This is a genomic window from Dyadobacter jiangsuensis (assembly GCF_003014695.1).
GTDB classification, from domain to species: Bacteria; Bacteroidota; Bacteroidia; order Cytophagales; family Spirosomataceae; genus Dyadobacter; species Dyadobacter jiangsuensis.
The window spans coordinates 57,323-83,662 of sequence record NZ_PYAS01000018.1; the positions used below are offsets into that span (position 1 = coordinate 57,323).

At 50.7% G+C, this 26,340-nt stretch carries 24 protein-coding genes; 10 read left to right on the plus strand and 14 right to left on the minus strand.

Going from position 1 to position 26,340, the window contains the following annotated elements; translation table 11 throughout:
- Nucleotide 1 precedes the first annotated feature (1 nt).
- Nucleotides 2–733 (minus strand): hypothetical protein, encoded by a 732-nt coding sequence (locus CLV60_RS29325; protein WP_229211184.1) that lies wholly within the window; start codon nucleotides 731–733, stop codon nucleotides 2–4.
- A 200-nt stretch (nucleotides 734–933) separates the two neighbouring features.
- Nucleotides 934–1,722 (minus strand): mechanosensitive ion channel family protein, encoded by a 789-nt coding sequence (locus CLV60_RS29330; RefSeq protein ID WP_106599025.1) that lies wholly within the window; start codon nucleotides 1,720–1,722, stop codon nucleotides 934–936.
- A gap of 114 nt (nucleotides 1,723–1,836) precedes the next feature.
- Between CLV60_RS29330 and CLV60_RS29335 the strand changes: the two genes are divergently transcribed.
- Nucleotides 1,837–2,487 carry a hypothetical protein gene (locus tag CLV60_RS29335; RefSeq protein WP_229211185.1) on the plus strand — a complete coding sequence of 217 codons (651 nt, stop codon included), beginning with the start codon at nucleotides 1,837–1,839 and terminating at the stop codon, nucleotides 2,485–2,487.
- Here CLV60_RS29335 and CLV60_RS29340 read toward each other — a convergent pair.
- The 5 genes from CLV60_RS29340 to CLV60_RS29365 all read right to left on the minus strand — a co-directional run bounded on the left by CLV60_RS29340 (nucleotide 2,459) and on the right by CLV60_RS29365 (nucleotide 6,740).
- Nucleotides 2,459–3,496 (minus strand): AI-2E family transporter, encoded by a 1,038-nt coding sequence (locus tag CLV60_RS29340; RefSeq protein ID WP_106598970.1) that lies wholly within the window; start codon nucleotides 3,494–3,496, stop codon nucleotides 2,459–2,461. The genes CLV60_RS29335 and CLV60_RS29340 overlap by 29 nt on opposite strands.
- Before the next feature lie 119 nt (nucleotides 3,497–3,615).
- Nucleotides 3,616–3,951 carry a YegP family protein gene (locus CLV60_RS29345; protein ID WP_106598971.1) on the minus strand — a complete coding sequence of 112 codons (336 nt, stop codon included), beginning with the start codon at nucleotides 3,949–3,951 and terminating at the stop codon, nucleotides 3,616–3,618.
- Nucleotides 3,952–4,028: 77 nt separating this feature from the next.
- Nucleotides 4,029–4,766, minus strand: coding sequence for a LytR/AlgR family response regulator transcription factor (locus CLV60_RS29350; protein WP_106598972.1), 738 nt, complete (start codon nucleotides 4,764–4,766; stop codon nucleotides 4,029–4,031).
- 192 nt (nucleotides 4,767–4,958) lie between these two features.
- Complete coding sequence (locus tag CLV60_RS29360) at nucleotides 4,959–5,819, minus strand: c-type cytochrome (RefSeq protein ID WP_106598974.1); 861 nt, start codon at nucleotides 5,817–5,819, stop codon at nucleotides 4,959–4,961.
- A gap of 126 nt (nucleotides 5,820–5,945) precedes the next feature.
- On the minus strand, nucleotides 5,946–6,740 hold the full coding sequence (locus CLV60_RS29365) for a LytR/AlgR family response regulator transcription factor (protein WP_106598975.1): 795 nt from the start codon (nucleotides 6,738–6,740) through the stop codon (nucleotides 5,946–5,948).
- Nucleotides 6,741–7,043: 303 nt separating this feature from the next.
- On the opposite strand from CLV60_RS29365, the gene CLV60_RS29370 reads away from it, so the two are divergent.
- Nucleotides 7,044–7,550: a lipocalin family protein gene (locus CLV60_RS29370; protein ID WP_106598976.1), complete on the plus strand. Its 507-nt coding sequence runs from the start codon at nucleotides 7,044–7,046 to the stop codon at nucleotides 7,548–7,550.
- A gap of 1 nt (nucleotide 7,551) precedes the next feature.
- On the opposite strand, the gene CLV60_RS29375 is transcribed toward CLV60_RS29370, so the two are convergent.
- Complete coding sequence (locus CLV60_RS29375) at nucleotides 7,552–8,595, minus strand: sensor histidine kinase (RefSeq protein ID WP_229211186.1); 1,044 nt, start codon at nucleotides 8,593–8,595, stop codon at nucleotides 7,552–7,554.
- Nucleotides 8,592–9,626 carry a sensor histidine kinase gene (locus tag CLV60_RS29380; RefSeq protein WP_106598977.1) on the minus strand — a complete coding sequence of 345 codons (1,035 nt, stop codon included), beginning with the start codon at nucleotides 9,624–9,626 and terminating at the stop codon, nucleotides 8,592–8,594. The genes CLV60_RS29375 and CLV60_RS29380 overlap by 4 nt, the downstream gene beginning before the upstream one ends.
- A 293-nt stretch (nucleotides 9,627–9,919) precedes the next feature.
- Here CLV60_RS29380 and CLV60_RS29385 point away from each other — a divergent pair, with 293 nt between their 5' ends.
- Nucleotides 9,920–11,290, plus strand: a complete 1,371-nt coding sequence (locus CLV60_RS29385; RefSeq protein ID WP_106598978.1) for an FAD-binding oxidoreductase — start codon at nucleotides 9,920–9,922, stop codon at nucleotides 11,288–11,290.
- Between the two features lie 47 nt (nucleotides 11,291–11,337).
- On the opposite strand, the gene CLV60_RS29390 is transcribed toward CLV60_RS29385, so the two are convergent.
- From CLV60_RS29390 to CLV60_RS29400, 3 genes are all read right to left on the minus strand, one after another.
- The gene (locus CLV60_RS29390) at nucleotides 11,338–13,641 is read right to left on the minus strand and encodes a penicillin-binding protein 1A (protein WP_106598979.1); all 2,304 of its coding nucleotides are present in this window, start codon (nucleotides 13,639–13,641) and stop codon (nucleotides 11,338–11,340) included.
- 260 nt (nucleotides 13,642–13,901) lie between these two features.
- Nucleotides 13,902–14,819 (minus strand): helix-turn-helix domain-containing protein, encoded by a 918-nt coding sequence (locus CLV60_RS29395; RefSeq protein ID WP_106598980.1) that lies wholly within the window; start codon nucleotides 14,817–14,819, stop codon nucleotides 13,902–13,904.
- 106 nt (nucleotides 14,820–14,925) lie between these two features.
- Complete coding sequence (locus CLV60_RS29400) at nucleotides 14,926–15,756, minus strand: SDR family oxidoreductase (protein WP_106598981.1); 831 nt, start codon at nucleotides 15,754–15,756, stop codon at nucleotides 14,926–14,928.
- 211 nt (nucleotides 15,757–15,967) lie between these two features.
- Here CLV60_RS29400 and CLV60_RS29405 point away from each other — a divergent pair, with 211 nt between their 5' ends.
- The 5 genes from CLV60_RS29405 to CLV60_RS29425 all read left to right on the plus strand — a co-directional run bounded on the left by CLV60_RS29405 (nucleotide 15,968) and on the right by CLV60_RS29425 (nucleotide 20,805).
- Nucleotides 15,968–16,741 carry a helix-turn-helix domain-containing protein gene (locus CLV60_RS29405; RefSeq protein WP_106598982.1) on the plus strand — a complete coding sequence of 258 codons (774 nt, stop codon included), beginning with the start codon at nucleotides 15,968–15,970 and terminating at the stop codon, nucleotides 16,739–16,741.
- Between the two features lie 91 nt (nucleotides 16,742–16,832).
- Complete coding sequence (locus tag CLV60_RS29410; protein ID WP_106598983.1) at nucleotides 16,833–17,168, plus strand: antibiotic biosynthesis monooxygenase; 336 nt, start codon at nucleotides 16,833–16,835, stop codon at nucleotides 17,166–17,168.
- Nucleotides 17,169–17,279: 111 nt separating this feature from the next.
- Nucleotides 17,280–19,619 (plus strand): GAF domain-containing protein, encoded by a 2,340-nt coding sequence (locus CLV60_RS29415; protein ID WP_106598984.1) that lies wholly within the window; start codon nucleotides 17,280–17,282, stop codon nucleotides 19,617–19,619.
- A gap of 157 nt (nucleotides 19,620–19,776) precedes the next feature.
- A complete protein-coding gene (locus tag CLV60_RS29420) occupies nucleotides 19,777–20,493 on the plus strand; it encodes a DUF4198 domain-containing protein (RefSeq protein ID WP_106598985.1) in 717 nt (238 codons plus the stop codon).
- 24 nt (nucleotides 20,494–20,517) lie between these two features.
- On the plus strand, nucleotides 20,518–20,805 hold the full coding sequence (locus CLV60_RS29425; RefSeq protein WP_106598986.1) for a transcriptional repressor: 288 nt from the start codon (nucleotides 20,518–20,520) through the stop codon (nucleotides 20,803–20,805).
- 72 nt (nucleotides 20,806–20,877) lie between these two features.
- Here CLV60_RS29425 and CLV60_RS29430 read toward each other — a convergent pair whose 3' ends face one another.
- Entirely contained in the window at nucleotides 20,878–21,345 is a 468-nt protein-coding gene (locus CLV60_RS29430) for a hypothetical protein (RefSeq protein WP_106598987.1), read from the minus strand.
- 816 nt (nucleotides 21,346–22,161) lie between these two features.
- Here CLV60_RS29430 and CLV60_RS29440 point away from each other — a divergent pair.
- Both CLV60_RS29440 and CLV60_RS29445 read left to right on the plus strand, forming a co-directional pair.
- Nucleotides 22,162–24,135, plus strand: coding sequence for a glycoside hydrolase family 97 protein (locus CLV60_RS29440; protein WP_106598989.1), 1,974 nt, complete (start codon nucleotides 22,162–22,164; stop codon nucleotides 24,133–24,135).
- A 177-nt stretch (nucleotides 24,136–24,312) separates the two neighbouring features.
- Entirely contained in the window at nucleotides 24,313–25,041 is a 729-nt protein-coding gene (locus CLV60_RS29445) for a hypothetical protein (RefSeq protein WP_106598990.1), read from the plus strand.
- Here the strand turns inward: CLV60_RS29445 and CLV60_RS29450 are convergent.
- Nucleotides 25,012–26,298, minus strand: coding sequence for a PepSY-associated TM helix domain-containing protein (locus CLV60_RS29450; RefSeq protein WP_106598991.1), 1,287 nt, complete (start codon nucleotides 26,296–26,298; stop codon nucleotides 25,012–25,014). The genes CLV60_RS29445 and CLV60_RS29450 overlap by 30 nt on opposite strands.
- Between the last annotated feature and the right edge of the window lie 42 nt (nucleotides 26,299–26,340).

Genomic DNA, 26,340 nt, shown 5'->3' on the forward strand with positions numbered 1-26,340 from the left:
ATTAATATAAGGATACTCCAAATTTGTGCTCCGCGTCCCGGGTTTCAACGTCCGTCAGCCAGGCCGCCCGCATGGTAAAAGCGTAAGTGATTTTTCCTTGTACCGTTTGCTCCTCAACCAGAATCCTGATCCGCTCCGGGCTGGCTGCTCTACGGGCTTCCTCTACCCCTCTGAATAGCGGAGCAGGTTCGCTGGCCACGTATCCGCTGTCGGGCTGCCAATCCGTACCCGACATCGCCGCTGCCAGCGACTGTAAACTTTCGGGCAGCGGGAGTTTCATCATTTTGCGTTCGCTATCCCAGCTCCATTCCCCGCTTTCCTTCTTTGATTTGAGCATTAATGTGCACTGAAACTCGCCAAAGGGGACTTTGCCGTACGCGCCGGTCATTTGCAATTCGGTTACCACGCCTTTTCCGTAATACCCCCGGCCAAATTGTACAGCTACAAACGGTATCACTTCGTTTAGGTAATGGCTGTTCAGCAAAGTCGTTTTCTCTCTCACGTTCAACGTGGCAATCTGGTCCTCTTCCTGACGGGATATTTCCTCGATACGCCAATACCTTTCCTGCACGATCATCCTGCCCAGAAATTCAGCCTTTGTCAGCCCCGGAGCCGACTCCGGCTTTACCTCACTATCCGTACCGCAGGACAACAGTGAAAGCGTCACCAGCAGAAGGCTGTGTACCAAGCATTTCCTGATCCGCCGTTCGCGACCGGCTTTTCCATCCTTCATAACCATCTCAAATTCATTTTGTCTACAATGCAGGCCAAGCTATTTTGAAATCCGGTTTTTTCCAACCTTAGTCCGACTATCTTTTTTTCATGGCTAATAGTCTGATACAAAAAGTCTTCCTGCATAAGCTGCCGTAATGGCGAAGCATGCAGGAAGACACGTCCTTCTCAAAAAACGCTGCACGGAGCTAAAAAAAAATCTCAACTTAATCCCGGTAGTTTGAGACCGGAGCCTTTCAAAGCCTCCATCAGCTTCTCCTGGATTTCCATTTTTGTGTCCACGAAACCGTGGGCGTCGAGCCACACATTCACCATCACTTTATAGCCGTCAGGCTCGATGGATGATATTCCAATGCGTCTTTCGGGGACTTTAAGGGCACTTTGGGCATGATCGAGGACATTATTGACAATGTTTTTAACATCCCGGAAATCGATGCCGTTTGTGAATTTCAACTCCACATCGAGCCGCCTGTTACCCGAACTGCTGATATTGATAATCACCTCGTTCGAGAGCTTGCTGTTCGGGATCACGACCGTACGGTTATCGTAAGTTTTCACGACCGTGTAAAAGATCTTGATGGCCTGTACCGTCCCCTCCTGCCCTTGTGCTACAATGTTATCGCCCACGTGGAAAGGTTTGAGGATCAGGATGAGCACGCCGCTTGTGAAATTCTGCAAGGTGCCTGACAGCGCAAGCCCTGCGGCAACGCCAATTGCCCCGATGAGCGCTGCAAAAATGGTCATTTGGATGCCGATGATCTGCATGACCGAGACAATGAGTAATACCCGGAGCGTGGTAACGGCAAGGCTGAGAAGAAATGGTGTAAGTGACGGATCGATGTCGCGCTTGTACATGTGCGCATTGAGCCAGCGCGACAGCAGGCGGATGAGCCAGAAGCCGGCCACCAGCACACCTATACCTACTAAAACAGACGGCCCCGTTTCCAATATCCATGCGTAAGCCTTGTTATAAAATTGTTGAATTTTCATGATTAGAGTGCATTGACTGAAATCCCCCCCTCGCGAAAAAAATTCGTTCCAACGCCGGTTGGCATGTTTTTTGATCCCCATGTCACCATTAGTTAAGGAAAAAAACCAACAGACATGGAAATCCATCATCATCAACAGACAGAATTGCGTCGCGCCACGGATGGCCGAAGCGCATCAGGCCGCTTCGCGGTTGGCAGATACATCGTATACTTCCTGCTGGCAGCAGTAGCCACAGGCATCGCCATTTACTTCTATGCGCCGAAACCGGTGAATAAGGCCGCGAACGAGAACATGCTGCTCTTCCTGCAAAACACGATCAGCGATATTGACCTGAAACTCAAAAACGGAGACGGTGATACCGACCTTGCGACCCGGCTTTCATGGCACAAGTCGAATACTGCATTGTACAACGAAGCCAAAGCCAACACCGACCAAAAGGTTAAGGCACAACGCGAGATATTGAAACAAAAAATGGTGCAAATACAGCAACGCGACTTTCCGGAGCTACGCACAGCCTACGTCGAATCTAAGAAGCAGGCATTGAACGAGCAGCACGTGGGAATTGCTCTGGCGGGCAAATATCAGGAAATACTCACGTTCGAAGGCGGCATGTTCAAGCCGGAGCAGGTACAGGAAGATTTTATGAAAAACATTTATGGGGTTGTGAACGACCTGCGATTTAAGAAAATCGTGTACAAATGGTCGGACGCACCCGACGGCTATCATAACTACGAGATCAAGTCGAAGGCGGATTCGGAGATTTAACGGCACCGCCAAACTCGTTCCTGTAAATCCGGATCAGCAGCAACAGGTAGCTGATCAGCAACGGGCCAAAGATGAAACCCCAGAAACCGAACAATTTCAGACCGGCGATCAAACCGAGGATGGTGATGATTGGGTGCACGTTGCCGACCTTCTGCAAAAAGGTGATACGGGCGACATAATCGATATTCCCGATCACGATCGCGCTGTACAGGAGCAGACCGATTGCTTTTCCCGATTCACCTTTGGAAAACAGGAAGATCACTAACGGTAGCCATATCATAGCAGTACCAATCACCGGGAAGAATGCGAACAAGCCGGTGATCAATCCGAGCAGTACAAAATCCTCAATCCCGACGATCCAGTACCCCAGCAAGGCTACGAGCCCCTGTATCAGCGAAATGAGCGGAATACCCAGCGCATTCGCGCGTACCATACCACAAGTTTCGTCAGCGAGGGATTGGATATTCTTATGTTTGAGCGGAATGAAATGTTCTAATGTTTCCTCCATGAACCGGCCATTGATGAACATGAAATAAGCCAGGAAAAGGATCATCAGCAGGTTGCCGAGCATAGTCGCCGAACTGTTCAGAATGCCTGGAATAAAACCCGCCGCCCTTTTTTTGATATCGGCCGTCGCGTCCTTGGTAAGCAAATCCTGGCCCGTCCATTCGCGGAGCTGCGTGGAAATCGCGTCAATGGCATGATTTACTTGTTCGGGATTCTCCGCGATCGTGTTGATTTTTTGAAATATCATCTGACCTGCGAAATACACCGGAGCCACGATACAGGCCATAAAAAGAATCATAAACAGCACCGCTGTGAGGCCCTTCTTCCACTTTCGCTCTTCGGTGAGGCGGAAATAGTACCTCCGGCAAAGAATGTAGAGGGTGAGCGCACCCAGAAAACCGGGGAAGAAAATATAAAGCTGCTTGAAAATAATGACCGCCAATGCGGTGACAATCAGCAGGAAGGCAATTTGGCGAATGCGATTGTTGAAGTCGGAAACCATGAAATACCGTTTTGGATCAATATACGTGGTGCAATTATTGTACCAATATCGCGGGAAATGGCCAAAAGAAAAGCGCAGGACAAATTATTATCCTGCGCTTTTCTGTATATCTGAACGACCTACGCCGCCGATTGATCGTCTACCTCAGCCTCCGGCGCATTTTTCTTTACGGATTCGATCCCGTTGTCGCGGCTTGCTACGCTTTCGTACATTTCACTGCTTCCGATTGCCTGCCCGTTGGTAGCTTTCAAAAGGAAATAGAATTTGTCGTTTTTCGAAGTAAGGCGCTCGAAACGCGCATCGTCCTGTGAATTCTTCTTCACCGACTCGATCCCGTTTTCGCAAGCTGCTTTGGTGGTATAACCCTCGCTTGCCAGGATCACCTGACCGTTTCCGGCTTTCAGGTTAAATTGAAATTCTCCGTTAGCTCTTTTTGTAATTACGAATTTTCCCATGTTTGAAAAGATTGGATTAGGCGTTCAAAGTACGATTATCTTTTCTTAATGCAATAGTATACGTTACTGAAAATGCGCTATACGTCCCTCAGCCCCGCGCGGATCAGCCGCGCCACTTGCCTGCGATAAGGCGCGCTCACGGGTAAGATGTGGCTGGCAATCTCGATTGTATGCTCGGTAAACGCCGTTACTTTGCTGATCGCCACGATCAGCGAGCGATGCACCCTCATAAAGCCTCTTCCTGCGATCCGTTCTTCGATCGCCGTCAGCCCCTGATATACAATCAGTTCTTTCTCAGTGGTTTTGATTTTCGTATACTGCTTTACTCCTTCGATGTAAAGCACCTCATCCAGGAATACTTTCACCACCGACCGGCCCGAAAAGAGGTAAATGAACGGCCCCCTATCCGGTGCGGGCCGTCTGCGCCTGCCGGGTGAGCCCCGCTTCATGACCGGCTGCGGTACAGCCGCATAGTAGCGGTCGACGCTCGCGAGGAAGCTCTCGAACGTGATGGGTTTTACCAGGCAATCGATAATGTACTTATCGTTGCGCCGCTTCCAACGCTTTTTTCTGTCGGACAGAAAAATAACCCTGGGCCGGCAGGGTAACAACTCCAGGAACGCTTCTCCCGTCACTTTGGGAAGCATAATGTCCAGAAACAGGAGGTCGATCTTGTTCTGCTGAAGATACATCAGCCCGTCGATCGCGTGGTAAAATGTCCCCACGTGTTCCAGGGACTCCAACTCGCCGATGTAGGATTCGAGAACGCTCGAAGCGTACGGCTCATCGATGATCAAACATTTAATTCTGCTCATAAAAAAATCCGGTGAAATAACTGTACTTCAAAGGACTAACCCACGGGGGCGGCATGTGCCGAACCAAAGGCGAATCCGAAAGATTGCCCGGTTGGGTAATGAGAAGAAACGAATTGAGTAGGATGGCGTTCAATTTCCAAATAATTCGGAAAAACTCCAACGCCATCCCGGCAGTGTTGCAAATTACTGCGATCAGATGCTCTTCAAATACATCCGCAAAGCCCGCATTTCGGTATCCGAAAACGCGGCGGTCATTTGCCACGGCATGGGCGCTTTCAGCTCGGTGCCGTCGGGGCGCTTACCCGTGCGAAGCGTCTGGAAAAACTGCTCGTCCGTCCAGCCGGCACTTTTTCCGGTTGACGAAATGTCGGGCGTGCCGCCTTCTCCCGGTGTACCTTTCATATCGGGCTTGTGGCAGCCGGTACAAATTTGCGACACATATTTACCGAAGTCGGCGGTGACGCCTTCGCGTACCGCCAGCGGAGGTACGGCATTATGATCAATTTTCTCCGCTTCGAACAGCTCCAACTCGCCCAGGTCGGCCATAATGGTGGCTCCCACGCCGATCTCACTCGGCGGGTTCACGCGGTCAACGGGCGCCACTTGTGCACAATAGGCGATCACCGCCTTCAAATCTGTTTCGCTGAGCTTGTTAAAACCGGCCGACGGCATGTAAATAAGCGGCGTACCGTCTTGCTGCACGCCGTGGCGGATCGCCCGTACCCAGTCGTCGGTACTATAATCCTTCGATATGCCTCCTTTCCCTTTGGTAAGGTTCCGGGCGACCAGCCGGCCTACCCCGTCCTGCTCGAAGAGGACGCGGCCGCCGAGGTCTTTGCCGTGGCAGTCGTTGCACCCCTTGGTAGTAACCAGGCGCTGGCCCTGGGCAATGGTGGCAGAATCGGTCGGGATGTCGAGTTTGACGGGGGTTACCGGATAAACTTTACTTTTCCGGTTACCGATTGCGATGTAGGCTTTGGTGTAGTAACCGAGTGCCAGCAGCACGATGACCAGCAACGTACGGCCGGTCCATTTCAGGATTTTTTTTAACATGGCTTTTGGAAATAACAGTTTGGAAAACTGCCGGCAAGGCCGACGTTGCAAAAATGCCCTGCCGGCCAGCGATTTCCATTGTCAAATCCTTTGAAGCGTCATTATCGCTGCATGAATTGCGTAATGCTATTTACCAAGCCACTTCTTGAAATCCATTGCTTTTTCGCGACTGATAATCACCTCGCTTTCAGGAGCGGGCGTAAGCGCGAGCTTGATTTTGTTATTGAAATACGGGTTGATCTGCTGAACGCAATGCACGCTGATGATGAACTGGCGGTTGGCGCGAAAAAAGCAGTCGGGATCGAGCATTTTTTCGAGCTCGTCCAACGTGTAATCAACCGGGTATTTCTGGTTATTCTTTGATTTGAAAAGACTTGTCCCCTCCTCTGAATAAAAATAGGCAATATCACTCACCTCCACGGGCACCCATTGCTGCAAATGCTTAACCAGGAACCGCTTGCGGTATTCCGAAGGCTGCATTTGCTGGCGAAGTTGTTTAACGAGCGAATCGATGGCATCGCGGTCGACATTAGCGGCATTTTTGGCAGGATCAGTCTCCGCTCCCTTCGTCAGGCGGTTATATTTCGCAAGGCTTGCTTCCAGTTCCTGCCGCTTGATCGGTTTGAGCAGGTAATCGATACTATTGACTTTGAATGCCCTCAGTGCGTACTCATCGTAGGAAGTAGTAAATATTACCGGCGATTCCACTTTCACCTGGTCGAAGATCTCGAAACTCTGACCGTCGGCCAGCTCGATATCCATCAGAATAAGGTCGGGGACTTCATTTTCTTTCAGGAAATCCACGGATTCCTGCACGCTGGCAGCCTTGCCGACGATTTCTATGTTGCTATCAATTTCAGTCAGTAGTTTGGAGAGTTTTCTCACAGCCAGATCCTCGTCTTCAATCAATAATACCTTCATAAATTGGTTTTGTAGTTCACGTTTTAGGATCAAAAGTTAGGTCAAGTTAACCAATTCCTGAAACCTGCGGGAAACGGAAACACATAAACGTTCTATGAAACGGTATTTAAAGGCGATGAAACGTCACCACCTCAACCGGTACCGGCAAAATACCAGCCCGAATCGACATTTCAGCCGGTTGAACACTCCATGCGCCGCCTTGTACGCTTCATCCCCTGCTTGTCCCGGTTGATGCACAATGCACGCGGCCGGCACCGGGAAGCCATTCTAATTTTGGCTCAACCAAATGCAAATCTGTTAGCCATGAAAATGAAACATTACACTTACATTACCCTGTTTTCCCTGCTCACCATCGCGGCTTCCTCCTGTAAAGACAACGACAAAAAGGACATCACGCCCGAGCCTCTTAAAATCACTTTCACCGACAAAAAATGGAAGACCGAAACCTGGGACCTGGTAAAACCGCTTGACCTGGACGAGGACGGTGACAAGGAAACCGACCTCATGCAGCTACTCATCGAATGCGACCTCGACGATTTTATTGTATTTCAAAAGGACGGGAAGTTTATTACCAATACCGGCAGTAAACGATGCAATGCCAAAGAGGAGCAGGAAAACTACACGGCCAACTGGGCCTACGACGAAGCAGCGAAGATCATCAAAATGAAAAGTGTGCCCAGCGGCCTGGAAAAAGATGATTGGGAAGTTCTCGAACTGACCGAAACTACTTTGAAAGTACGCTTCAATCTGCTTCCCGAAGATGGAGAGTCGGCCGCGATCAAGAGTGTAATGACATTAAAAACGATGTGAGCTACTCCGACACCAGCAGTGGAAGACTTACCGAAAAACGCTGCGGGTTTTCATCGATATTGATCTCTCCTTGCCCTAGCAAACTGTATTTCGTTGCAATATTGGCGAGACCTATCCGACTGGAAGGAATTGTAACCGAGCGCCTTTGGAGGTTGTTCGATACCACAAGCCGGCCATCGATCGTCGTATTCAACCGGATATAAAGCGGTTGCTGGGGCATGATTACGTTGTGCTTCACCACGTTTTCCATCAGCAACTGCAATGTGAGCGGTGGCAGCATGTGGGCGCGGTAGGCTGGGTCAATTTCCTCTTCCAAGCGCAGATTACTACCGTAGCGCGTGCTGAGCAGGTGAAAATAAGAAGTTGCGAAGTTAAGCTCCGATTCCAGGGTGGTAAGTTCCGACTCGTTACTGCGCAGCAGGTACCGGTACACATTGCTCATTTCATCGATAAACTGCGTAGCCAGCTCGGCATCCTCTTCGATCAGCGACGAAAGTGAGTTGAGGCAATTGAACAGGAAATGCGGGTTGATCTGCTGTTTCAGGCTCTCAAACTGGCTTTGGAGGTTGGCTTTGCGCAGCTTCTCGGTTTCGAGCAGCTTCTGCTGCCACAGCTCGAACGCGTACACGCCCTCGTGTATGCACGTGACCACGACATTCATGACCGCCCCCAATGCAAGCGCCCATTCATAACTGGTGAGGTCGTAAACGTAGCCCTTGAAACCGGCAGCTTTATAAAGGAAGAACAGCCCGCTGATGATGGCCAGGTTACAAACGATATGCGCCGGGATCATCAGCAGCATCCTTTTGGGAGTCTGCTTGAAATGCGAAAATTGCTTACGAAACCAGAAACCGATCCGCGCGTGAATCAGCTGATAGGCAAGTCCGAAAACGACGGTAGAAACGATTGTCGCCTTTGCAAACACCGAAATGTCCGAAAAGTAAATGCCCCCTACCAACAAGTAATTCATCAGCACGATGTACGCAGGAAGCAACGCAAGCGCGATCCATATGTCTTGTTTGGTATAACTGACCAGTAGCTTCACGTCGTTTCGAATTGGTTACGGGTTGTCCCTACGGGTATGCTTACGGTAAACGTCTCCCCGTCGTCGAAAAGCATCGGTTCTTCCAGGTTCAGGTCACGGAACCGGGCAATCAGGGTTTCGAGCCCCTCGCGGGCGGCATTCACATGTTTCGGCTGAATCGAGTTCCGGACTTCCAGCTGCTTGCCCTGCGTTGTGATCGACAGTTTCAGCGGCCTTTGCTTCATGACCACGTTGTTCCGGATCGCATTGTCGACGAGCGTCTGCAATGTGAGCATCGGTACCATGCAATGCGCGCAGCTTTCATCGATATCCATTTCTACTTCGATCGCCGAGCCGTAGCGGGTACTCGTCAGGAAGAGGTAGGAACGAATAAACTCGCTCTCGCTTTTGAGCGACGCCAGCCCGTTTTCGCTGGTATGGAGCAAATACCGGTACACGCTCGAAAGTTCGTCCAGAAACTCACCCGCCTGCACCCGGTCCTCTTCCACAAGTGCCGAAAGGGAATTGAGGCTATTGAACAAAAAATGCGGATTAACCTGATTTTTGAGGTTATCAAACTGATTTTGGAGCGCCTTTTTCTTGATCGCCTCCTCTTCCTGCAATGCGATTCCATATTGGCTCAACGAGTAGATCAACTCATAAATGGCGCCTACCGCCAAGAGTGTCACCACGCAAAGCGTGATGTAAATGCTGTATTCTTTTAAGGTAAATACTTCCCAATCCCAACGCGCGAGGTACACCAGCAGAAAAAAGAAGCCCTGGCTAAGCACTTCGATCACCAGATAACCCGAAAAAGTCCCGAAGATCCGTTGCCGGGTTTGGGTAATGTCGGGAAATCGTGCGCGCCATCTCTCGCTCCACAACGCCATGAGCTGCCAGGTAATAAGCGCACACCCCAGCCACGCCAATGTAATGGTGACGCTTTTCCATTGGCTTCCGATAAATTTCTGTACAAGAAAAAGGTTCAGCAGCAACGTCCAGATCAGGATTACCAGCGGACGAAACCATTTCCATTGCGAAGGATTTTTCAATTTAATACCGGCAGATTAGGGCGCGGAACACGATTTGTATTCCCAAACATAAAACTAAACCTGCGTGAGCGATTTTTCAAACACTTTCTTACACATTTTGCTTGCGATAAAATCCTAACTTTTTGAGGCTCAATTCAAAAATTAGTATATTTATAACCGCCGGTACTCTGCCGCGCCATCGCGGGAGCCACGGCCTTTTACGCATTCCTTCGCTTTGCTACACCACAATCATCTGAAATTCGGTCCATTCGGACCGGTAGGTTTTCTTGTTTTCTATTTAAACCCCTTCTCAGATGGAAACAAACAGTTCCTCTAAAACAATCCCCCATTTCAGGGGCAGGGTTATTACCCCCGGTGACGCCGACTACGATACCGCCAGAAAAGTCCATAACGGTATGGTGGACAAATGCCCCGAGTTCATTGTCCGTTGTGCGGATGAGACGGATGTCGTCAAAGCCGTTCAGTTTGCGCGCGAAAACGATCTGCTGGTGGCTGTGCGCTGCGGCGGCCACAATGGTGCCGGGCTCGGCGTATGTGACCATGGGTTAGTCATTGATTTGTCGGCTATGCGCAATGTGACCGTCGACCCCGTGGCCCGCACAATACGGGCACAAGGCGGGTGCCTCCTCGGCGACCTCGACAAGGCTGGTCACCCTCATGGATTGGCCGTGCCTACGGGAATCAATGCCACAACGGGTATCGGAGGGCTTACGCTGGGAGGGGGTTTGGGTCATTTGACACGCTTCGGAGGCCTGACAATCGACAACCTGCTCGAAGCAGAAGTGGTACTGGCCAATGGAACAAAGGTGAAAGCTTCGCCTACCGACAACCCGGACCTGTTCTGGGCTATCCGCGGCGGAGGTGGTAATTTCGGTGTAGTAACTTCATTCCTTTTCCGTGCGCACGAGGTACATACCGTCTATGGCGGACCGATGTTCTGGGATATCAACGAATCCAAAGCCATGATGGAATGGTACCAGGATTTCATCAAGAAAGCGCCGGATAGTGTGAGTGGGTTCTTCAATTTTCACAAAATCCCCCCTGCGCCGATATTTCCCGAACAATACCACCTTCAACTGATGTGCGGAATTGTGTGGTGCTGCGTAGACGAGGAGGAAGCGTCGGAAGTTTTCGAAATGGTACGCAAATTCCGCAAGCCGCTGATCGACGCCGTGGGGCCGTTACCCGTTCCGGCGCTGCAAACCATGTTCGACGACCTCTTCGCACCCGGATTGTACTGGTACTGGAAGGGCGATTTTGTAAAACACCTGAGTTCGGAAGTAATGGATGTGCATATCAAACACGCGCACAGAATCCCCAATTTCTTCTCGGGAATGCACCTCTACCCTATCAACGGAGCTGCTGGCCGGGTAAAAAATGAAGACACCGCCTGGAACTACCGCGACGCCACCTGGTCGATGGTGATCGTGGGCATTTCGCCCGATCACTCTGAAAAAGACCTGGTTACCAACTTTGCACGCGACTATTGGCAGGAACTCCACCCACATGGTGCGGGCGGGGCGTATGTCAATTTTATGATGGATGAAGGCGCAGACCGCGTACAAGCAACCTACGGAAGCAACTACGAAAGGCTGAGGCAGGTCAAGGCCAAATACGACCCCGATAACTTATTTAAGGTAAACCAGAATATTAAACCAGCGTAGCGAGAATGCCAGCCTGAGCAGTCGCTCAGGCTGGCATTTAACCTTTTTTAGAATAACACCCCTTCATCATCCGATTTCGCGGGAGGTGTATATACATCCTCGGAAACCGTTGTCGAGTCGGTGGCACATTCGCCGGTATATCCTTCCGGCCTCGGGAATGGGCCTTTGCGGTATTGAATGAGCGTCTGATCGTTGTAAACCTTTTGCATGAATGCGCCCCACGCGGGCATCGCTACGCGCCCGCCCTGCCCGAGCGCAAGGCTCCGGTAGTGAATGCTGCGATCCTCGCCGCCCACCCATACGCCGGCCACGAGGTTATGGGTCATACCCATAAACCACCCGTCTGAATGATTCTGCGAGGTACCTGTTTTGGCTGCGATTTCATTGCCGTCGGTAACGCCATATTGCCGCAAACGACCTGCCGTACCACCCGCGTCTTCCACTGCGCCGCGCATGAGGTACAGCATATTATAGGCCATGTTCTCGCTGAGTTCCTGGCTTTGCTGCTCGTGAAATTCCGCCAGGAGCTTTCCGTGGCGGTCTTCGATACGCAGAATCGTCATCGGCATCACTTTATACCCACCGTTGGCAAACGACGAATAGGCCGATACCATCTCGTAAACCGACACGTCGCCGGTCCCCAGACAAAGCGCGGGGGTGGCCGGTAACTCACTGGTAATACCCAGTTTGTGCGCATAATCGACTACCGTGTTGGCTTTCACCATTTTCATGATATTGGCTGTCACCGAGTTGACCGATTTCCCCAATGCCTGCCGAAGCGTCAGCGGCTGCTCAGAATACACGCCATTGGAGTTTTTGGGGGTATAATCTTCATTCACATCGTCGATCCCCGCCTGGAATGTCACAGGCGAATCCATGATCTTTTCACAAGGGGTGATGAAGTTTTTATCCAAACCTGCCGTGTACACAAACGGCTTGAAGGTAGAACCCGGCTGGCGCTTGCCCTGCTTCACGTGGTCGTACTGGAAATACTTGAAATTAATCCCTCCTACCCACGCCTTCACGTGCCCGTTGCGCGGGTCCATGGCCATCATACCCGCCCGCAGGAAGCGTTTGTAGTATTTGATGGAGTCGATCGGGCTCATCGTCATTTCCTTCTCGCCATCCCAGGAGAACACTTTCATTTTGTAGGGCTTGTTCATCACCTTCCACGCTTCTTCTTCGCCCAGCTTGTTTTTCAGAACGTTGAAGTAAGGAAGACGCCGCACGGCGGTGTTGATGAAACCGGGGATTTCCTTACCATCCTCATCGATCCACGGATTACGGCCCTTCCAGTGGTCATTGAATGTCTTTTGCTGCTCCCGCATGTGCCGGGTCAGCGCCTCCTCCATGTACCCCTGCATGCGCGAGTCGATGGTCGTGTAAATCCGCAGGCCGCTCGTGTAGAGGTTCAGGTCGGTACCATTTTCCTCGTTGTACATTTTCACCCAGGCTTTCAGGTAGCCGCGCATCGATTCCCAGAAATACGGTGCCGGGCCGTTGGCGTGTGTCTCCATCGCAAATTCCAGCCCCAGCGGCTTCGCGCTGAGCACATTGAAATCGTCGTCGGTGATATCGTCGTACTTCCGCATTTGCGCGAGCACGGTATTACGGCGGTTAAGCGCGTTCTGAGGGAAGCGAACGGGATTATAGATCGTAGGGTTTTGCAGCATTCCCACGAGCAGCGCCGACTCAGGAATATCAAGCTCGAAAACGTCCTTATTGAAATACGTTTTGGCAGCGACCTTGATACCAAATGCATTGTTCCCGAACGAAACGGTGTTCAGGTACATTTGCATGATTTCCTGCTTGGTATACTTGCGTTCGAGGACAATGGAAAGGATCCATTCTTTCGTTTTGGCGATCACGATCCGTACGCCGGGGATTTTACTTAATGTCCCTTCGAACTCTTCCGAGCGGGTATTGAACAGGTTTTTCGCGACCTGCTGCGTGAGTGTACTCCCCCCGCCCGAGCTGGAATTCCCCGTCAGAATACCCTTCGCGACCCGTAAAAGGCTGCGCGGATCGATACCCGAATGGCTGATGAAACGGGTATCTTCCGTAGCCAGCAATGCGTTGATCAGATTGGGGGAAATTTCGGATATCTCCACCGGTGATCGGTTCTCGATCAGGTATTTACCGAGCGATTTACCATCCTGTGAAATCAGCTCGGAGGCGATCTCGCTCTTAGGGTTTTCAAGTGCCTTTAAGTCGGGCATTCCCCCGAAAAGCCAGAAAAAATTGTAGTTAACGGCAGCGATGTAAAAAATCAGCAAGGCGAGCCCGATACCAAAGCCACGCCATAATAAAAGAATACGGCGCCGGTATTTCCCGGGTTTCAATTGAATCATGTATTTTCCAGAGTAACGTCTAATAAACCGACCAAATAAACGAATTTGATCCACAAATCAGCTATTAGAACGTCAGCGGGGCGGTATTTGCTATTTTTTCGGTCGAATATTTAAACCATTTGTTGTTGCGTCCCTACCGGACTTAAATACAAACATGGACTCGTTTGCTACCAACGTTGCGTGCCTGACGGCACTCGATCGCGGCCCCGATGATCATCGGTAATGCCGCAGGCATGTAACAACAAAAACGATTTGAATAATCACGCTACCCCGCCCTGCCCTGAAAATTCGACCCGCTTTTTATATTCATTCGGACTGAAACCGGTTTCCTTTTTGAATAGCCTCGAAAAATAAGGCGGGTTTTCAAAACCCAGAAGGTAAGCGGTTTCCGCAACGGTTTTATCTGTACTGAGCAGCATATTTTTCGCCTCGGAAACGAGGAAAATATGGATCAGTTCAATGGCCGTTTTTCCGGTTTCCTGTTTGAGCAAATCGCTCAGGTAACGCGGCGAGGTATTGAGCATATCGGCCATGAGTTTGACGGACGGCAATCCTTTTTCCTGGAAATTACCGTCTTCAAAATAGGTCGCCAGGCTCGCATTGAAACGCGAAACGGTGGTGCCCGAAAGCTGTGTACGGTTGATAAACTGGCGTTTATAAAAACGCTGCGAGTATTTCAGCATCGAATCCAGGTGTGTGAGAATAATGTCGCGACTGTACTCGTCGGTATTGTTAAAATATTCGCTTTGAATACGGCTGAAAAGGTCCCAGATAATCTGCTCCTCGCGCTCCGATAAATGCAGTGCTTCATTGGCTTCATAATCGAAAAAGCCATATTTACGGATTTCCGAATGCAGCGGGTGGCCGCCCAGAAAGTCCTCGTGCACGTAAAGAATAAAACCCTTCTCTTCCAGCTCTATATTGTTCATTTCAATCACCTGCCGCGGCTTCGAAAAAAGCATCGAACCGTTTTCGTGGTCGTATTTCGTGCGGCCGTAAAGGATATGCCCGGCTTTGATCTTTTTAAATGCGATCATGTAAAAATCCGTCGTAAACTCCCGCCAGCCCAGCGTACAGCTTTTCAGCTCATCACACGTGAACATGCTGATCATAGGGTGCTCCGGAGCCGGCATATTACTGGCGCGGTGGAGCTCGCTGATGCTTTTATAATGGTCCATGGTTTTGAAAACGGTTAAGTAATTGTGGCAAACGCATTGAAGTTGTCAAGTTGAGCGGCGCGGGCCGCTCAACTTGACAACAAATTTTAATCGAATTTATCTAAAATCAGGCGGTTACCTGACCACCATGGGCGGCGTCGGCTACCTCTTTCCATTCTTCCCAGGTTGCAAGGCGGTCGGCATATACCTGGTTCAACCAAGGGAACCCAACTTTACCGAGGAAGATTCGCAATGGCGGGTTTTCTTCGTCCACTACTTTCAGAATCGCGTCCGGTGTGGCCTGCGGATCACCGATGGTATCGGGTGTCAGCCCGGCGTAAAGCGCCTCCTTAATGCCGTCGTACAATGCGATCGGCTCGCTGTGAGATGCCGAAGCACCGCCCCAGTCGGTCGAGAAGCCGTTGGGCTCTACGATGGTTACTTTAATACCAAAGTCTTTCACTTCCGAAGCGAGCGTTTCGCTCAATCCTTCAACGGCCCATTTGGAAGCATTGTAAAGACCCAGTACCGGCAGCGTAGCCACCCCCAGCACGCTGGAAACCTGGATAATATGACCACCGCCCTGTGCCCGCATCACCGGGATAGCAGCTTGTGTCACCCACAGAAGGCCGAAAACGTTGGTTTCGATCTGGTCACGAGCCTCTTTTTCGCTGGTTTCTTCAATAGCGCCGAACAAGCCGTAACCCGCATTATTGATCACCACGTCGACGCTGCCAAAATGCTGGTTGGTCTGCTCGATCGCCGCGAAACTCGCCGCCCGGTCGTTCACATCCAGCTGAATGGTTAAAAGTGTGTCGGGATATTGCGCCGTGAGGTCTTTCAGCGTTTCGGTATTGCGGGCGGTAGCCGCTACTTTGTCCCCTCTTTTCAAAAAAGCCTCTGCCCATATACGGCCGAATCCTTTGGAAGCGCCGGTAATAAAAATTGTTTTTGACATGATTGACAATTGTTTTGGTGTTTTGATGCTACAAATTTACCGGGTCGCTTCCGCCGGCGACTTATACAAAAATCCGGAAATGTGATACACTTTGACGAAAGCCCGGTTTGACGAAAGCACGGTTTGAAGAAAGCCCAGGGGCACCAAGTGGTACTGCCGCGATTTAGCGGCCTGCGGGAACCGTTGAGGCCGCATTCCGGTTGCGGAAATAATGACCATCGAGACCTATTTCCCGACGCCGGAGCTTAGCCCCTTTATCCAAACCTACAAGGTGATCGAAACACCGGCGGAGGTGGTCAACCATGTGCTGCCCGAAACATCGCCCGTAATGGTGTTCAGACTGAGCGGGCAGGTGTCCGTAAATCACCATGGCGGCACCGATGTGCTCGAACCGTTCGTCGTTTCCGGTTTGCGGAAATCCGGGAGGGCTATGCGGTATGATTCCGGCACGATCAATATCCTGGTCGTTTTTCGGGAAGGCGGCATTGCGCCGTTCCTTCGCGAACCGCTGCATGAACTGAGCGACACGAGCATTGCAATGGATTGCCTCGACGGGTTCAGGGATACCGGCCCGCTGGAAGTGCAACTGGCGGAGCAGCCCTCGCACACGGCGCGTATTGCATTGATCGAACGTTTCCTGCTCAGCCGGGTAAGCGGCAAAACGCCGGATAATATGGTATTGGTCGCTATTCAAAAGATCCATAACGCCGGCGGCCAGCTCCGTATCAAAGAACTGGCGGCATCGCTGCACGTGAGTCAGGATGTGTTCGAAAAGCGTTTCAGGCGGGTAGCCGGGCTTTCCGCGAAGCAATTTGCCTATATTGTTAAAATGAAATCGGTGGTAGCAAAGGGCCGGTCAGGGCAGCCATTAGCGCAAATTGCGCTCGATGCGGGTTATTTCGATCAGCCGCATTTCAATAAAGACTTCAAACTTTTCACCGGACTCACCCCTACCGAGTTTTTCAAATCTCCGGTATTCTGGTAAATCAATGATTTTTTACAAGAATAGCGAGGTGCTGCTTTGGAATTTTGTATCCATCAAAACCAAAGTATAACTGCTATTCAATTCAAAAATCATGGAAACACCAACAGGCAACCAACAGATCTCGTTCATCAGCAAATACCTCATTCCCGCCGCAGCCAAAGAAACTTTCCTGGAACGCCAGCACATGGCACGGGCGTTCATTCATTCGCTCAACGGCTTCGTGCGCGACTACGCGTACGAGCGCATCACGGAAACGGGAGATACTGAATACATTACCATTGCCACCTGGATAGACGAGGATGCCATCAACAATGCGAGAGAAGCGGTGCAGGCCGAAAACCAGCGAACCGGCTTCGACCGTGCCGAAATGCTGAAAAGGCTTCAAATTCGAATGGAACCCGGGCTATTCCGGGAGGATCATCGCTAATCCCGTCCTACCGAGGGAATACACGCTTACGGTGCGTTTCGGCTGACAAGGCCGGGACGCACTTTTTTCAAATGGTGTGTCGTATATTTAGGCTCGCATAGCCATAGCACCATGAAAAACGAAGTACTCGACGTCTCCGGAATGAGGGCGCTCCCGCTCGATCTCGACTCCGCCATTTCCTTTATGCCCTATATCCGCTTCTTGGAACAGCGGGTTGCGGAAGAGAAGACACTGAAGTCCGCTTTTTACAAGAACATCCTGGCGTATTTCCACGAGCACCAGATTCCGCAGGGCGATGTACAGCTCGATGAGGCACATCTTTACGGCGATTTCTTCGAATATGTTTACAGCAGCCTTTCGGCGCCGCTCGCATCGGAGCATAAGCTGGCCTGGGGCATGTGCCAGCCGTTGTTCCCCCATATTTTTTATGGTACCGACCTGCTGTTCGAAATGCTGAACATGAAGCCCGCCAATTCCCAGTACGAACTTCAAAAGAACCCCGAAGATTACCAGCGCGAGCGCCTGCATTTGATCTACACGCTGATCCTGCAAAGACTTTATAATTTCCAGGTCCCGGTGAAAATACAGCAGTACCACGCCTGGACGGACACCCAAACCGGGTTGTACCGGTTCTACGAAGTGCTGGTAAGCCCCGAGTTTGTGGAAGTAAGCGCTACGCAGGAACTGCCGAATCTCAACTTCGTGGAAATCTACGCGCATTTCAGCGAAAAGGACGGGCATCTGCAATTGCAAAAGGTGCTGCCGCTCGATATGTTCCGCTTCCGGGGCTTTGCGGTGATTACCGTCTCGGACGTTACGGCTAAAATGGCTGTCGAAAATATCAAAAAGGTACAGTTCAACCGGGTGCCGGGGGATAGCTCGAACCGCTACCAGCGCATTATCCAATCGTTGAAAACACTGGTGCAGAACAACCGCATCGAATTTGACCTCTTCCCTTTCGTACGTGTGAACGGGCAAGCCGTGTACGGGTACGGGCAGGCAGGTACGGGCGTGCTTTTTCAGATATGGGGCGAAAACCGGCTGACCCCCGAAGAGTTCCGACGCCAGGCGGAAGGCTATGCTTCCAAACCGAATTCCTTCTTTTCACCCGACATACAGGGCGAAGACGAGCGCCAGATAGGCTGGCTCGCGCCCTTCCGCGACCTGAATGTGCGCTCGCTGGCATTGGTGCCGCTTTTTGTAGATCAGAAACTCGTGGGTGTGCTTTGCATGCATACGTGGGAGGATGAGCGTTTCGACGAAAAGAAACTGGCCGCTCTCGAAATGGCATTCGCGCCCGTGGCACAGCTGCTGGATATTTATATCGAGGAGTTCAATCTGGAACTGGAAAGCATTATCAAAGAGAAATTCACTTCGATACAGCCCGCTGTACAGTGGAAGTTCAACGATGCCGCCTGGCATTACCTCCACCGCCGCAAGAAAGGCCTTCCCGAAGTGAACGAGAACATTGCATTCTACGACGTGTACCCGTTGTATGGCGCGATCGACATCCGCAATTCCACCAACGAACGCAATAGCTCCATCCGCGCCGACCTCGACCATTACCTCAATTTGCTGAATGAACTGCTGAACGCGCTGGCGGGTTTCGACCGGTCGTCGCTCATGCAGGAGCTGCGCTTTCATTGCACCAAATGGCAAAAAGCGGTAAGCCAGGGCGAACTGAACAGTACTTCGGAGAACAACCTGAATATGTTTCTGAACGAAGAGGCAAGAAACTACCTCATCCATCTTTCGCAGCAGGACCCACGCACCGCGCCGCTCATCGATGCGTATATCGGGGTCACGCACCCGATTCAGGGCGAGGTGCACCGTCACCGGCAGGAGCTCGACCATTCCATGGAGCTCATCAATACGGCCGTGAACCGGTATTTCGAAGACCAGAAGGAACTATTACAGGTGTCGTACCCATGCTATTTTGAGAAATTCAGGACCGACGGCATCGAGTACGACATTTATATAGGCCAGTCAATTGCCCCCGACAAGCCGTTCAACCATTTCCACCTTAAAAACCTGCGGTTATGGCAACTGTCGTCCATGATCGAAGTGGCAAAACTCACCCGTGCGTTGCTGGGCGAAATGCCGAAAGAGCTGCATACCACGCAGCTGATTTTTGTGCATAACCACATGATCGATATCAGTTTCCGCAGCGATGAACGTAAATTCGATGTGGAAGGCGCTTACAATATCCGCTACCAGATGATCAAAAAGCGAATCGATAAGGTACGGATCAAAAACTCCCAGGAAAGGCTTACCCAGCCAGACAAAATCGCGCTCATCTACCTCCACCAGCGCGATATCGAAGATTACCTGCCCTTCATTCATTATTTGCAGGAAACCAATGCCCTCGAAGCCACCACCGAAGAGCTCGAACTGGAAGATTTACAGGGGCTCAGCGGCCTGAGGGCATTGCGGTTAGGAATTGTGTATTAACAATCCGCGATGCTGCGCGTAAAGCACAGCGTCGTTTCGCGGCAATTTATATTTAAATATTATTTGGACTTATTACAAATAGACTATATTTGCAAGTCCACATGCGAAGCGTGCCCTTAGCACAGCCTTCGCTTTTTACTACTCATTTTTCTCAATCATGTTAAAAAAACAACTTCTTATTGCCGCCTTCCTGCTCTGCTGCTCGGCCCAGCTCTTTGCGCACGCCCTTTGGATCCAAACTGCTCCAAAAGGCAAAGCCGGTCAGAAACAGGCGGTTAAAATCATTTACGCAGAGCCCGGAGACAAACCTGAAAAGCTGGGCGAATGGTATTCCGACGTCAAGGATTTTGAGCTCTGGCTCATCGCTCCCGACCAGAAACGTACCAAATTGGCCACCGTCGCAGCCGATGATCATTTCACCGCGGAGTTCACGCCCGACCAGCAGGGCGTATACACGCTATCGGTAGGCCACACGTCGAAAGACCTGGGCGGAACGACGGTTTATCAGTTCAATGCCAGCGCATTAGTAGCCGTCGGAAAAGCGGATACCGGCAATAGCCCGGGTGCAAATGCGAACGAATTGAACGTATTCGCCGACCCTGCGAAAACCAATAAGGTAAACAGTCCGCTTAATCTGCGCGGTCTTTTCAAGAACAATGGAAATGAAAAGTTATATATCACTGTGGCTTCGCCATCGGGATGGAGCAAACAAATCAGCACCGATGAAAAAGGGTTGGCCGAATTTATTCCACTTTGGCCGGGTACCTATTACATCGAGGCATCCAAAAGCTGGAAAGAAACCGGCAATCTGAATGGGAAGGAATACAAAGCATTTTGGCGTAGCGCTACTTTGCTCGTAGAAGTTGGAAAATAGTTTTTTAAAGCGTTATTCATTCGCATGTCCCTGTACGAACAAATCAGTGCCTATTGCATCCGTCACAAAATAAGACTGGCCGAAAAGCGGGTTATTGTGGCCGATCAATTACTGGTCGCCGACGAATTTACGGATGGTGATACTTTATGGCGCGACATGCGCAGCCGGGGGATTAAAATCAGCCCAGCGACTGTTTATGAATCGCTTAACTGGCTGGTGATTGCGGGATTTGCAGAGCGGCGTTTCGCGACCGACAGCCGCAAAAACCTGTTTGGAATCCCGGAGCCTGTCCGGAACACGTTAAACAGCTGAAAACGATTAATGCTGTTAATCAGTACTTAACAAAAAAGGGTCCGAAAAACGGACCCTTTTTTGTTCATATCATTAAGCAACCACTGCATTCTTCGGTTTGCGGCCTCTGGGTTTGCCAGTGTAAGCCGGCTTGGGTTCTTCGGTTCCCAAAGTGAGTTCAAAACCGACAACGCCTTCTTCGTAATTAAAAAGGGTTACCTCAAAAATGTACTTTGTATTTTCGAAATCCACACCGCCTTTACGGAGAATCAGTTCCAGCGGGATAGAATATCCGCGACCGCTTCTGGTAAGGACGAATGTTCCGTTTTCATCCGAGCTCGGGATCAGATAGAGGTGCTTCAAGGTTCTCTTACCTTGTTGCGCTCCGATTTTAAAGCGAGCTGTTTCAGGTTCGATACCTAATTCTTCCAAAGTTTTTGGAGGAAGAACTAGTTTGCCCGAGGACGAAACATAGCCGGTTGGCTTTGGTTTCTCCTGAGGTTTTTTCGTTACCGAAACATTATCCTCGGGAGAAAAAAATTTAATTGCTCTTGCTTTCATAAATAAATTACGGGTTGCTGGTGGATTATTACTTTCGCAAAAGTAATGAAGTTAACATTTTATTAAAATACTTTTTGTAATAAATAATGTGCCAAAACTGGCGAAAAAAAATCATTGCGTTATTACCTCTGATGCCATTTTTATTTAGCGCATTTCCCTTTCGATTTCAAAATTGATTTCAATTCGAACAGATACTCTCATCGTTAATCCGGCCGGATCAATTTCCATCTGTTTCCAATATACGATCCGCTCCTGCCCGACAGACCATACACCGCGACGAGTTTTATACCAGGCGCATAACGTTAACCAGGCCGCCGTATTGACAACGCCGTTTTCGAACAAATTTGTCTCATACGGTTACAAAACTTTATTTGCAATTCGTAATCCAACATCGCCGCGGGAGATGGATTAGGCTCGCCGCATGAGGCGATACACCCAAAATTATTGTTTGAAATTGGATCCCGGTTCAACCCAAGAATCGAACCGGACAATTATACGTCGTAGAACTAGTTAGTCGCCAGTATTTCACCTAAGAATTAAGTTATATTAATAAATCGGTGGCAAAAAATCAGCATGGCATTGTCCAAAAAATTGAAAACTAACTCTCCATCAATGCTTAATGCAGTGGTAAATAAAATCGGTTTTCACGGTCTTTAATTTAATTCACCGGTTACAATTAGTACTTAAACAGTTACTTGTAGCAATTATTATTACAAGACACAAATGCCATACCAGCGATTTTTAGTCTGACTAAACTTTCGCAGTAGCACATTAATCGCGTACATTGCAATTACCGGACGCTCAATCATAGGTACTATGAGAAAACTGCTACTAATGAATCTCCTGTTGTTCTCTTTCACCTGTGTGCGCGCACAAACCATGCGGGAGGTCACATCTCCGGACGGCAACATTAGATTGATCGCCCAGATCAGCGACCGGTTGCGATACAGCGTCTATTTCAAAAACCTGCTGATCGTGTCGCCTTCGGAAATCGATATGACCCTTTCCGATGGAAGGAAGCTTTCGGACGGTCTTTCCAAACCGCAATTCTCAGAAAGAAGCAGAAACGAAACCATTATTTCGCCGGTACCTGAAAAGCGCACCCGCATTCCCAATCGCTACAAGGGACTGAAAATCACATTTCCCAATGGCTTCGCCGTTATTTTCCGGGTGTATGACGATGGCGTCGCTTACCGTATCTCCACGTCGTTTCCGGGCAGTATTACCGTTCGCTCGGAAACAGCTGCGTTCCGTTTCCCGGTCAATCATCCCGTGTATTTTCCGGAGGTACCGCCGCAATCGAATATAGATATTTACCACACGAGCTTCGAAGAGCCGTACACGATCAAGCCGCTGGAACAGATTCATGCCAAAAACCTGCTTTTCTCCCCTGTTCTGATTGCGTCGAAGGACTCGCCCAAAATCGGCATTACCGAATCGGACCTGGAAGATTACCCCGGCATGTTCCTGAGCGGCAATGCGGAAAAAGCCCTCTTCGGCCACTTCGCGCCCTATCCTGCCGAAGAAACGGAAACCAAAGAGCTCTATTCCACGCGCTATGTTTCCAAACGGGCCGATTTCCTGGCTAAAACCAAAGGAACCCGAGTGTTTCCCTGGCGGGTGTTGCTCATTGCGCCGGAAGACAAGGATTTGCCCGGCAACGACCTCGTGTACCGGCTGGCCAGCCCCTCTCGCGTGTCAGATGTGTCCTGGATAAAGCCCGGCAAAGCAACCGATGAGTGGATTATCACTTCCAATATCTTCAATGTACCTTTCAAAAGCGGCATTAATACAGCCACCTACAAATACTACATCGATTTTGCCAAACGGTTCGGATTCGAACGTATCATGATGGATGCCGGTTGGAGCGACAACAACGACCTGTTCAAGATCAACCCGGACATTAATATGGACGAGATTATGGCCTATGCCAAAAGCAAGGGCATTGGCGTGAGTATGTGGACGCTCGCCCTCACGCTCGACAAACAGCTCGAACCAGCCCTGGAACAATTCAGCAAATGGGGAGTCGACTTTATCATGACCGACTTCATCAACCGCGATGATCAGAAAGCCGTCCAGTTTTACTTCAAAATCGCGGAAGCCTGTGCCCGGCATAAAATCATGCTGATGTTTCACGGCGCATTCAAACCTGCCGGGTTCAACCGCACGTTCCCGCACGCCATTGCCCGTGAAGCGGTACTGGGCTCGGAATACAATATGTGGAGCGCCAAAGCGACGCCCGACCATAATGTGCTGCTGGCGTTCATCCGCATGCTCGCCGGTCCGCTGGATTACGAGCCCGGCATGCTCAACAACGCTACGCCCAAAGGCTTCCACCCCATGCCGGAAAACGTGATGTCGCTTACCACCCGGACGCAGCAATTGGCGATGTTCGTGGTGTACGAAAGCCCGATCCAGTTTTTCGCCGGTAATCCCTCACAGGGCATGCAAGAACCTGCATTCATGGAGCTTCTGGGAAGTATACCGACCGTTTGGGATACCACCCGCATTCTCGACGCGCGCCTGGGCGACTACGTCGTCACCGCGCGTAAAAAGGGCAATGACTGGTACATCGGCGCGCTTAACGACTCGACCGCACGGGAACTGGTGATTCCGCTCGATTTCCTGCCTGAGGGCGATTTCCAGGCCGTTATTTGCGAGGACGGCGCCAATGCCGACCGCTACCCTGCCGACTACCGTCTTTCCGAGACTGTTCTTACCTCTAAAAGCACCTTAATGCTTAAACTGGCACCCGGAGGTGGATTCATGGCGCGCTTGCGGCGTCAATAGCCAGGTCATCTACTATTTCCGCAGCTTATCTACAATATTTTGAGAAACTGGCCCTATCCGGTTGCTTTGTAACGTCGGCAAGCGCTTGCACCTGCCGTACAAACATTTATTATGCCAATCATGTAGTATGCAATGCATAGTACCTAACATTACATAGTTTTGTGAAAACTATTAGCCATGAAAACTTTTGAAGAAGACTTCGGTCACCTGCCATTTCCCGGGCGCTGGCTGGGCGGTATTTCGCTCGTGCTTGCGCCCTTGCTCTTGCTCACCGGCGAGCTACTGAAATTCCGGTTCGATTTCTTTTTTCCGGAACAGCTCAGGGCCTATCAGAGCCACCCGACCCTGATGTTTACGGCGTACAGCCTCTTTCTCGCCGGAAACATACTGCTGTGGCCCGCCATCGTCACCCTTGCCAACCTGATCGGGCGTAGTAAGCCGGTATGGGCGGTTTGGGGCGGAAGCCTGGTACTGTTTGGGCTGTTTGCGCGTACGTTCAATTCCGGGATCAACCACCTTGCATTTCAGCTGGTCAATATCCTGAGTTTACCAAAAGCAACGGAGACAGTAGCGCAGTCCTATGGCGCATTTCACATTGTTTCGACACTATCCGGCGCAATCCTGTTCGGCTGGGCGGTGCTGGCCGTTGGAGCCTGGCTGTCGGGTACATTGCGGCCGGTGGGCGTAGTAGCGCTCGCGATGATGTCGGCACTGATGATCGGGGTATTGAAAGGCGGGACCGTCATGTCTGTGATCGCTACGTCCTGCCTGTGCATTGCGCTTGTGCCATTAGGCGTACGCGTGCTGGCACACGGGAGTATGCCGCTCGCCCGGCTGTTTTGGGGCTGGCTGATATTCTCTTCCGCGGTGATCGGGCTATTTTTCTTCCTCGGACAGGCTGGATGATATCGATGCGTAAGCTGGCTTTGGAAACGTCCGCACGCCCGACTCACCACGCAAAACCACTCCCTTTCCTCCCCTTATTCCCTTTCCTCCCTTTCCTCCCTTTCCTCCCTTTCCCTCCTTCTTACGACGCCCCCACCAGATCACGAAACCGGTAACCGGTAAGCTGGCGCAGATCAATCCGGCGAAGAAAGTGAGGATTTTACTGGGCAAACCCGCCCAGGCACCTACGTGCAGGTCGAAATTCAAGGCGTAGGCTTTCTCGCCGTTGGTCAATTCGTCAAAAGATCGCGCGCGCAGTTTCGCACCCGTAAACTGGTCGTACTGTCCCTGAATGCGGTCATAGCGGTTGCTCGCCGTGAGATAGGTGGATGCATTCATAGGCAGCTTGCCTTTGGCAGGGAAGTTGATCAGGTAACCATATGCATTGGGCTGGTCGGCTTGCAATGCGGCAAATACCCGATCGGCGGCCTTCACGTCCTTATTTTGAGTGGTGTCGGAAAAAACAGCGGGCACCTCTGCCAGCTTGCCGCCGTCAGCGATCGTCTTCACTCCCTTTTCGAACCAGTCGAATGCCCATACCAGGCCGGTAACGGCGCACACGAAAAGGATCACGCACGCGTAAAAGCCGAGCACATTATGCAGGTCGTAATTGACGCGCTTCCATTTGGCATTCCATTTGACTTTAAAGCTTTTATCCCTGCCTGACTTATTCCATTTGGCAGGCCACCACAATACCAGCCCTGAAATCAGAATCAGAACAAATGCCAGTACCGAGTAGCTCACCACCGCATGTCCGATCTTTTCACCGAACAGCATTCGCATGTGCAGTCCGAGTATGATGGTAAAGAACTCATTTTTTGAGTCTTCCAGTTTTACAACCTTTCCATTGTACGGGTTCACATAAGCGCGCTGGTAATATTTGTAGTAATCCCAATGCGAAATGCCCTCCTTATCAACCTTCAATGCCCGGAAAATATACGTCCTGTCGGGCTGCGAGGATATTTCAACGCGCGTCACGGGCCGCTTCTCCCCCACGGCTTGCTGCGCCGCGGCCAGCAACTGGCTCAGCGGTAACTTCGGTTTGTTTTCGGGTTGAATAAAAAGACGGTCCTGGTAAACCAACGGTTTGATCTCGTCTGTAAAAACGTAAATGGCCCCGGTAAGGCCGATCACGATAATCACAATCCCGGATGCCAGCCCCAGCCAGAGGTGCAGGGTTCCGATAAGCTTGCCGAGCGCTGTCTTTTTCTGAGACATGAATGCAGTTTGGGTTGATAGCAGCCTGAAAAAGGCGCTTAA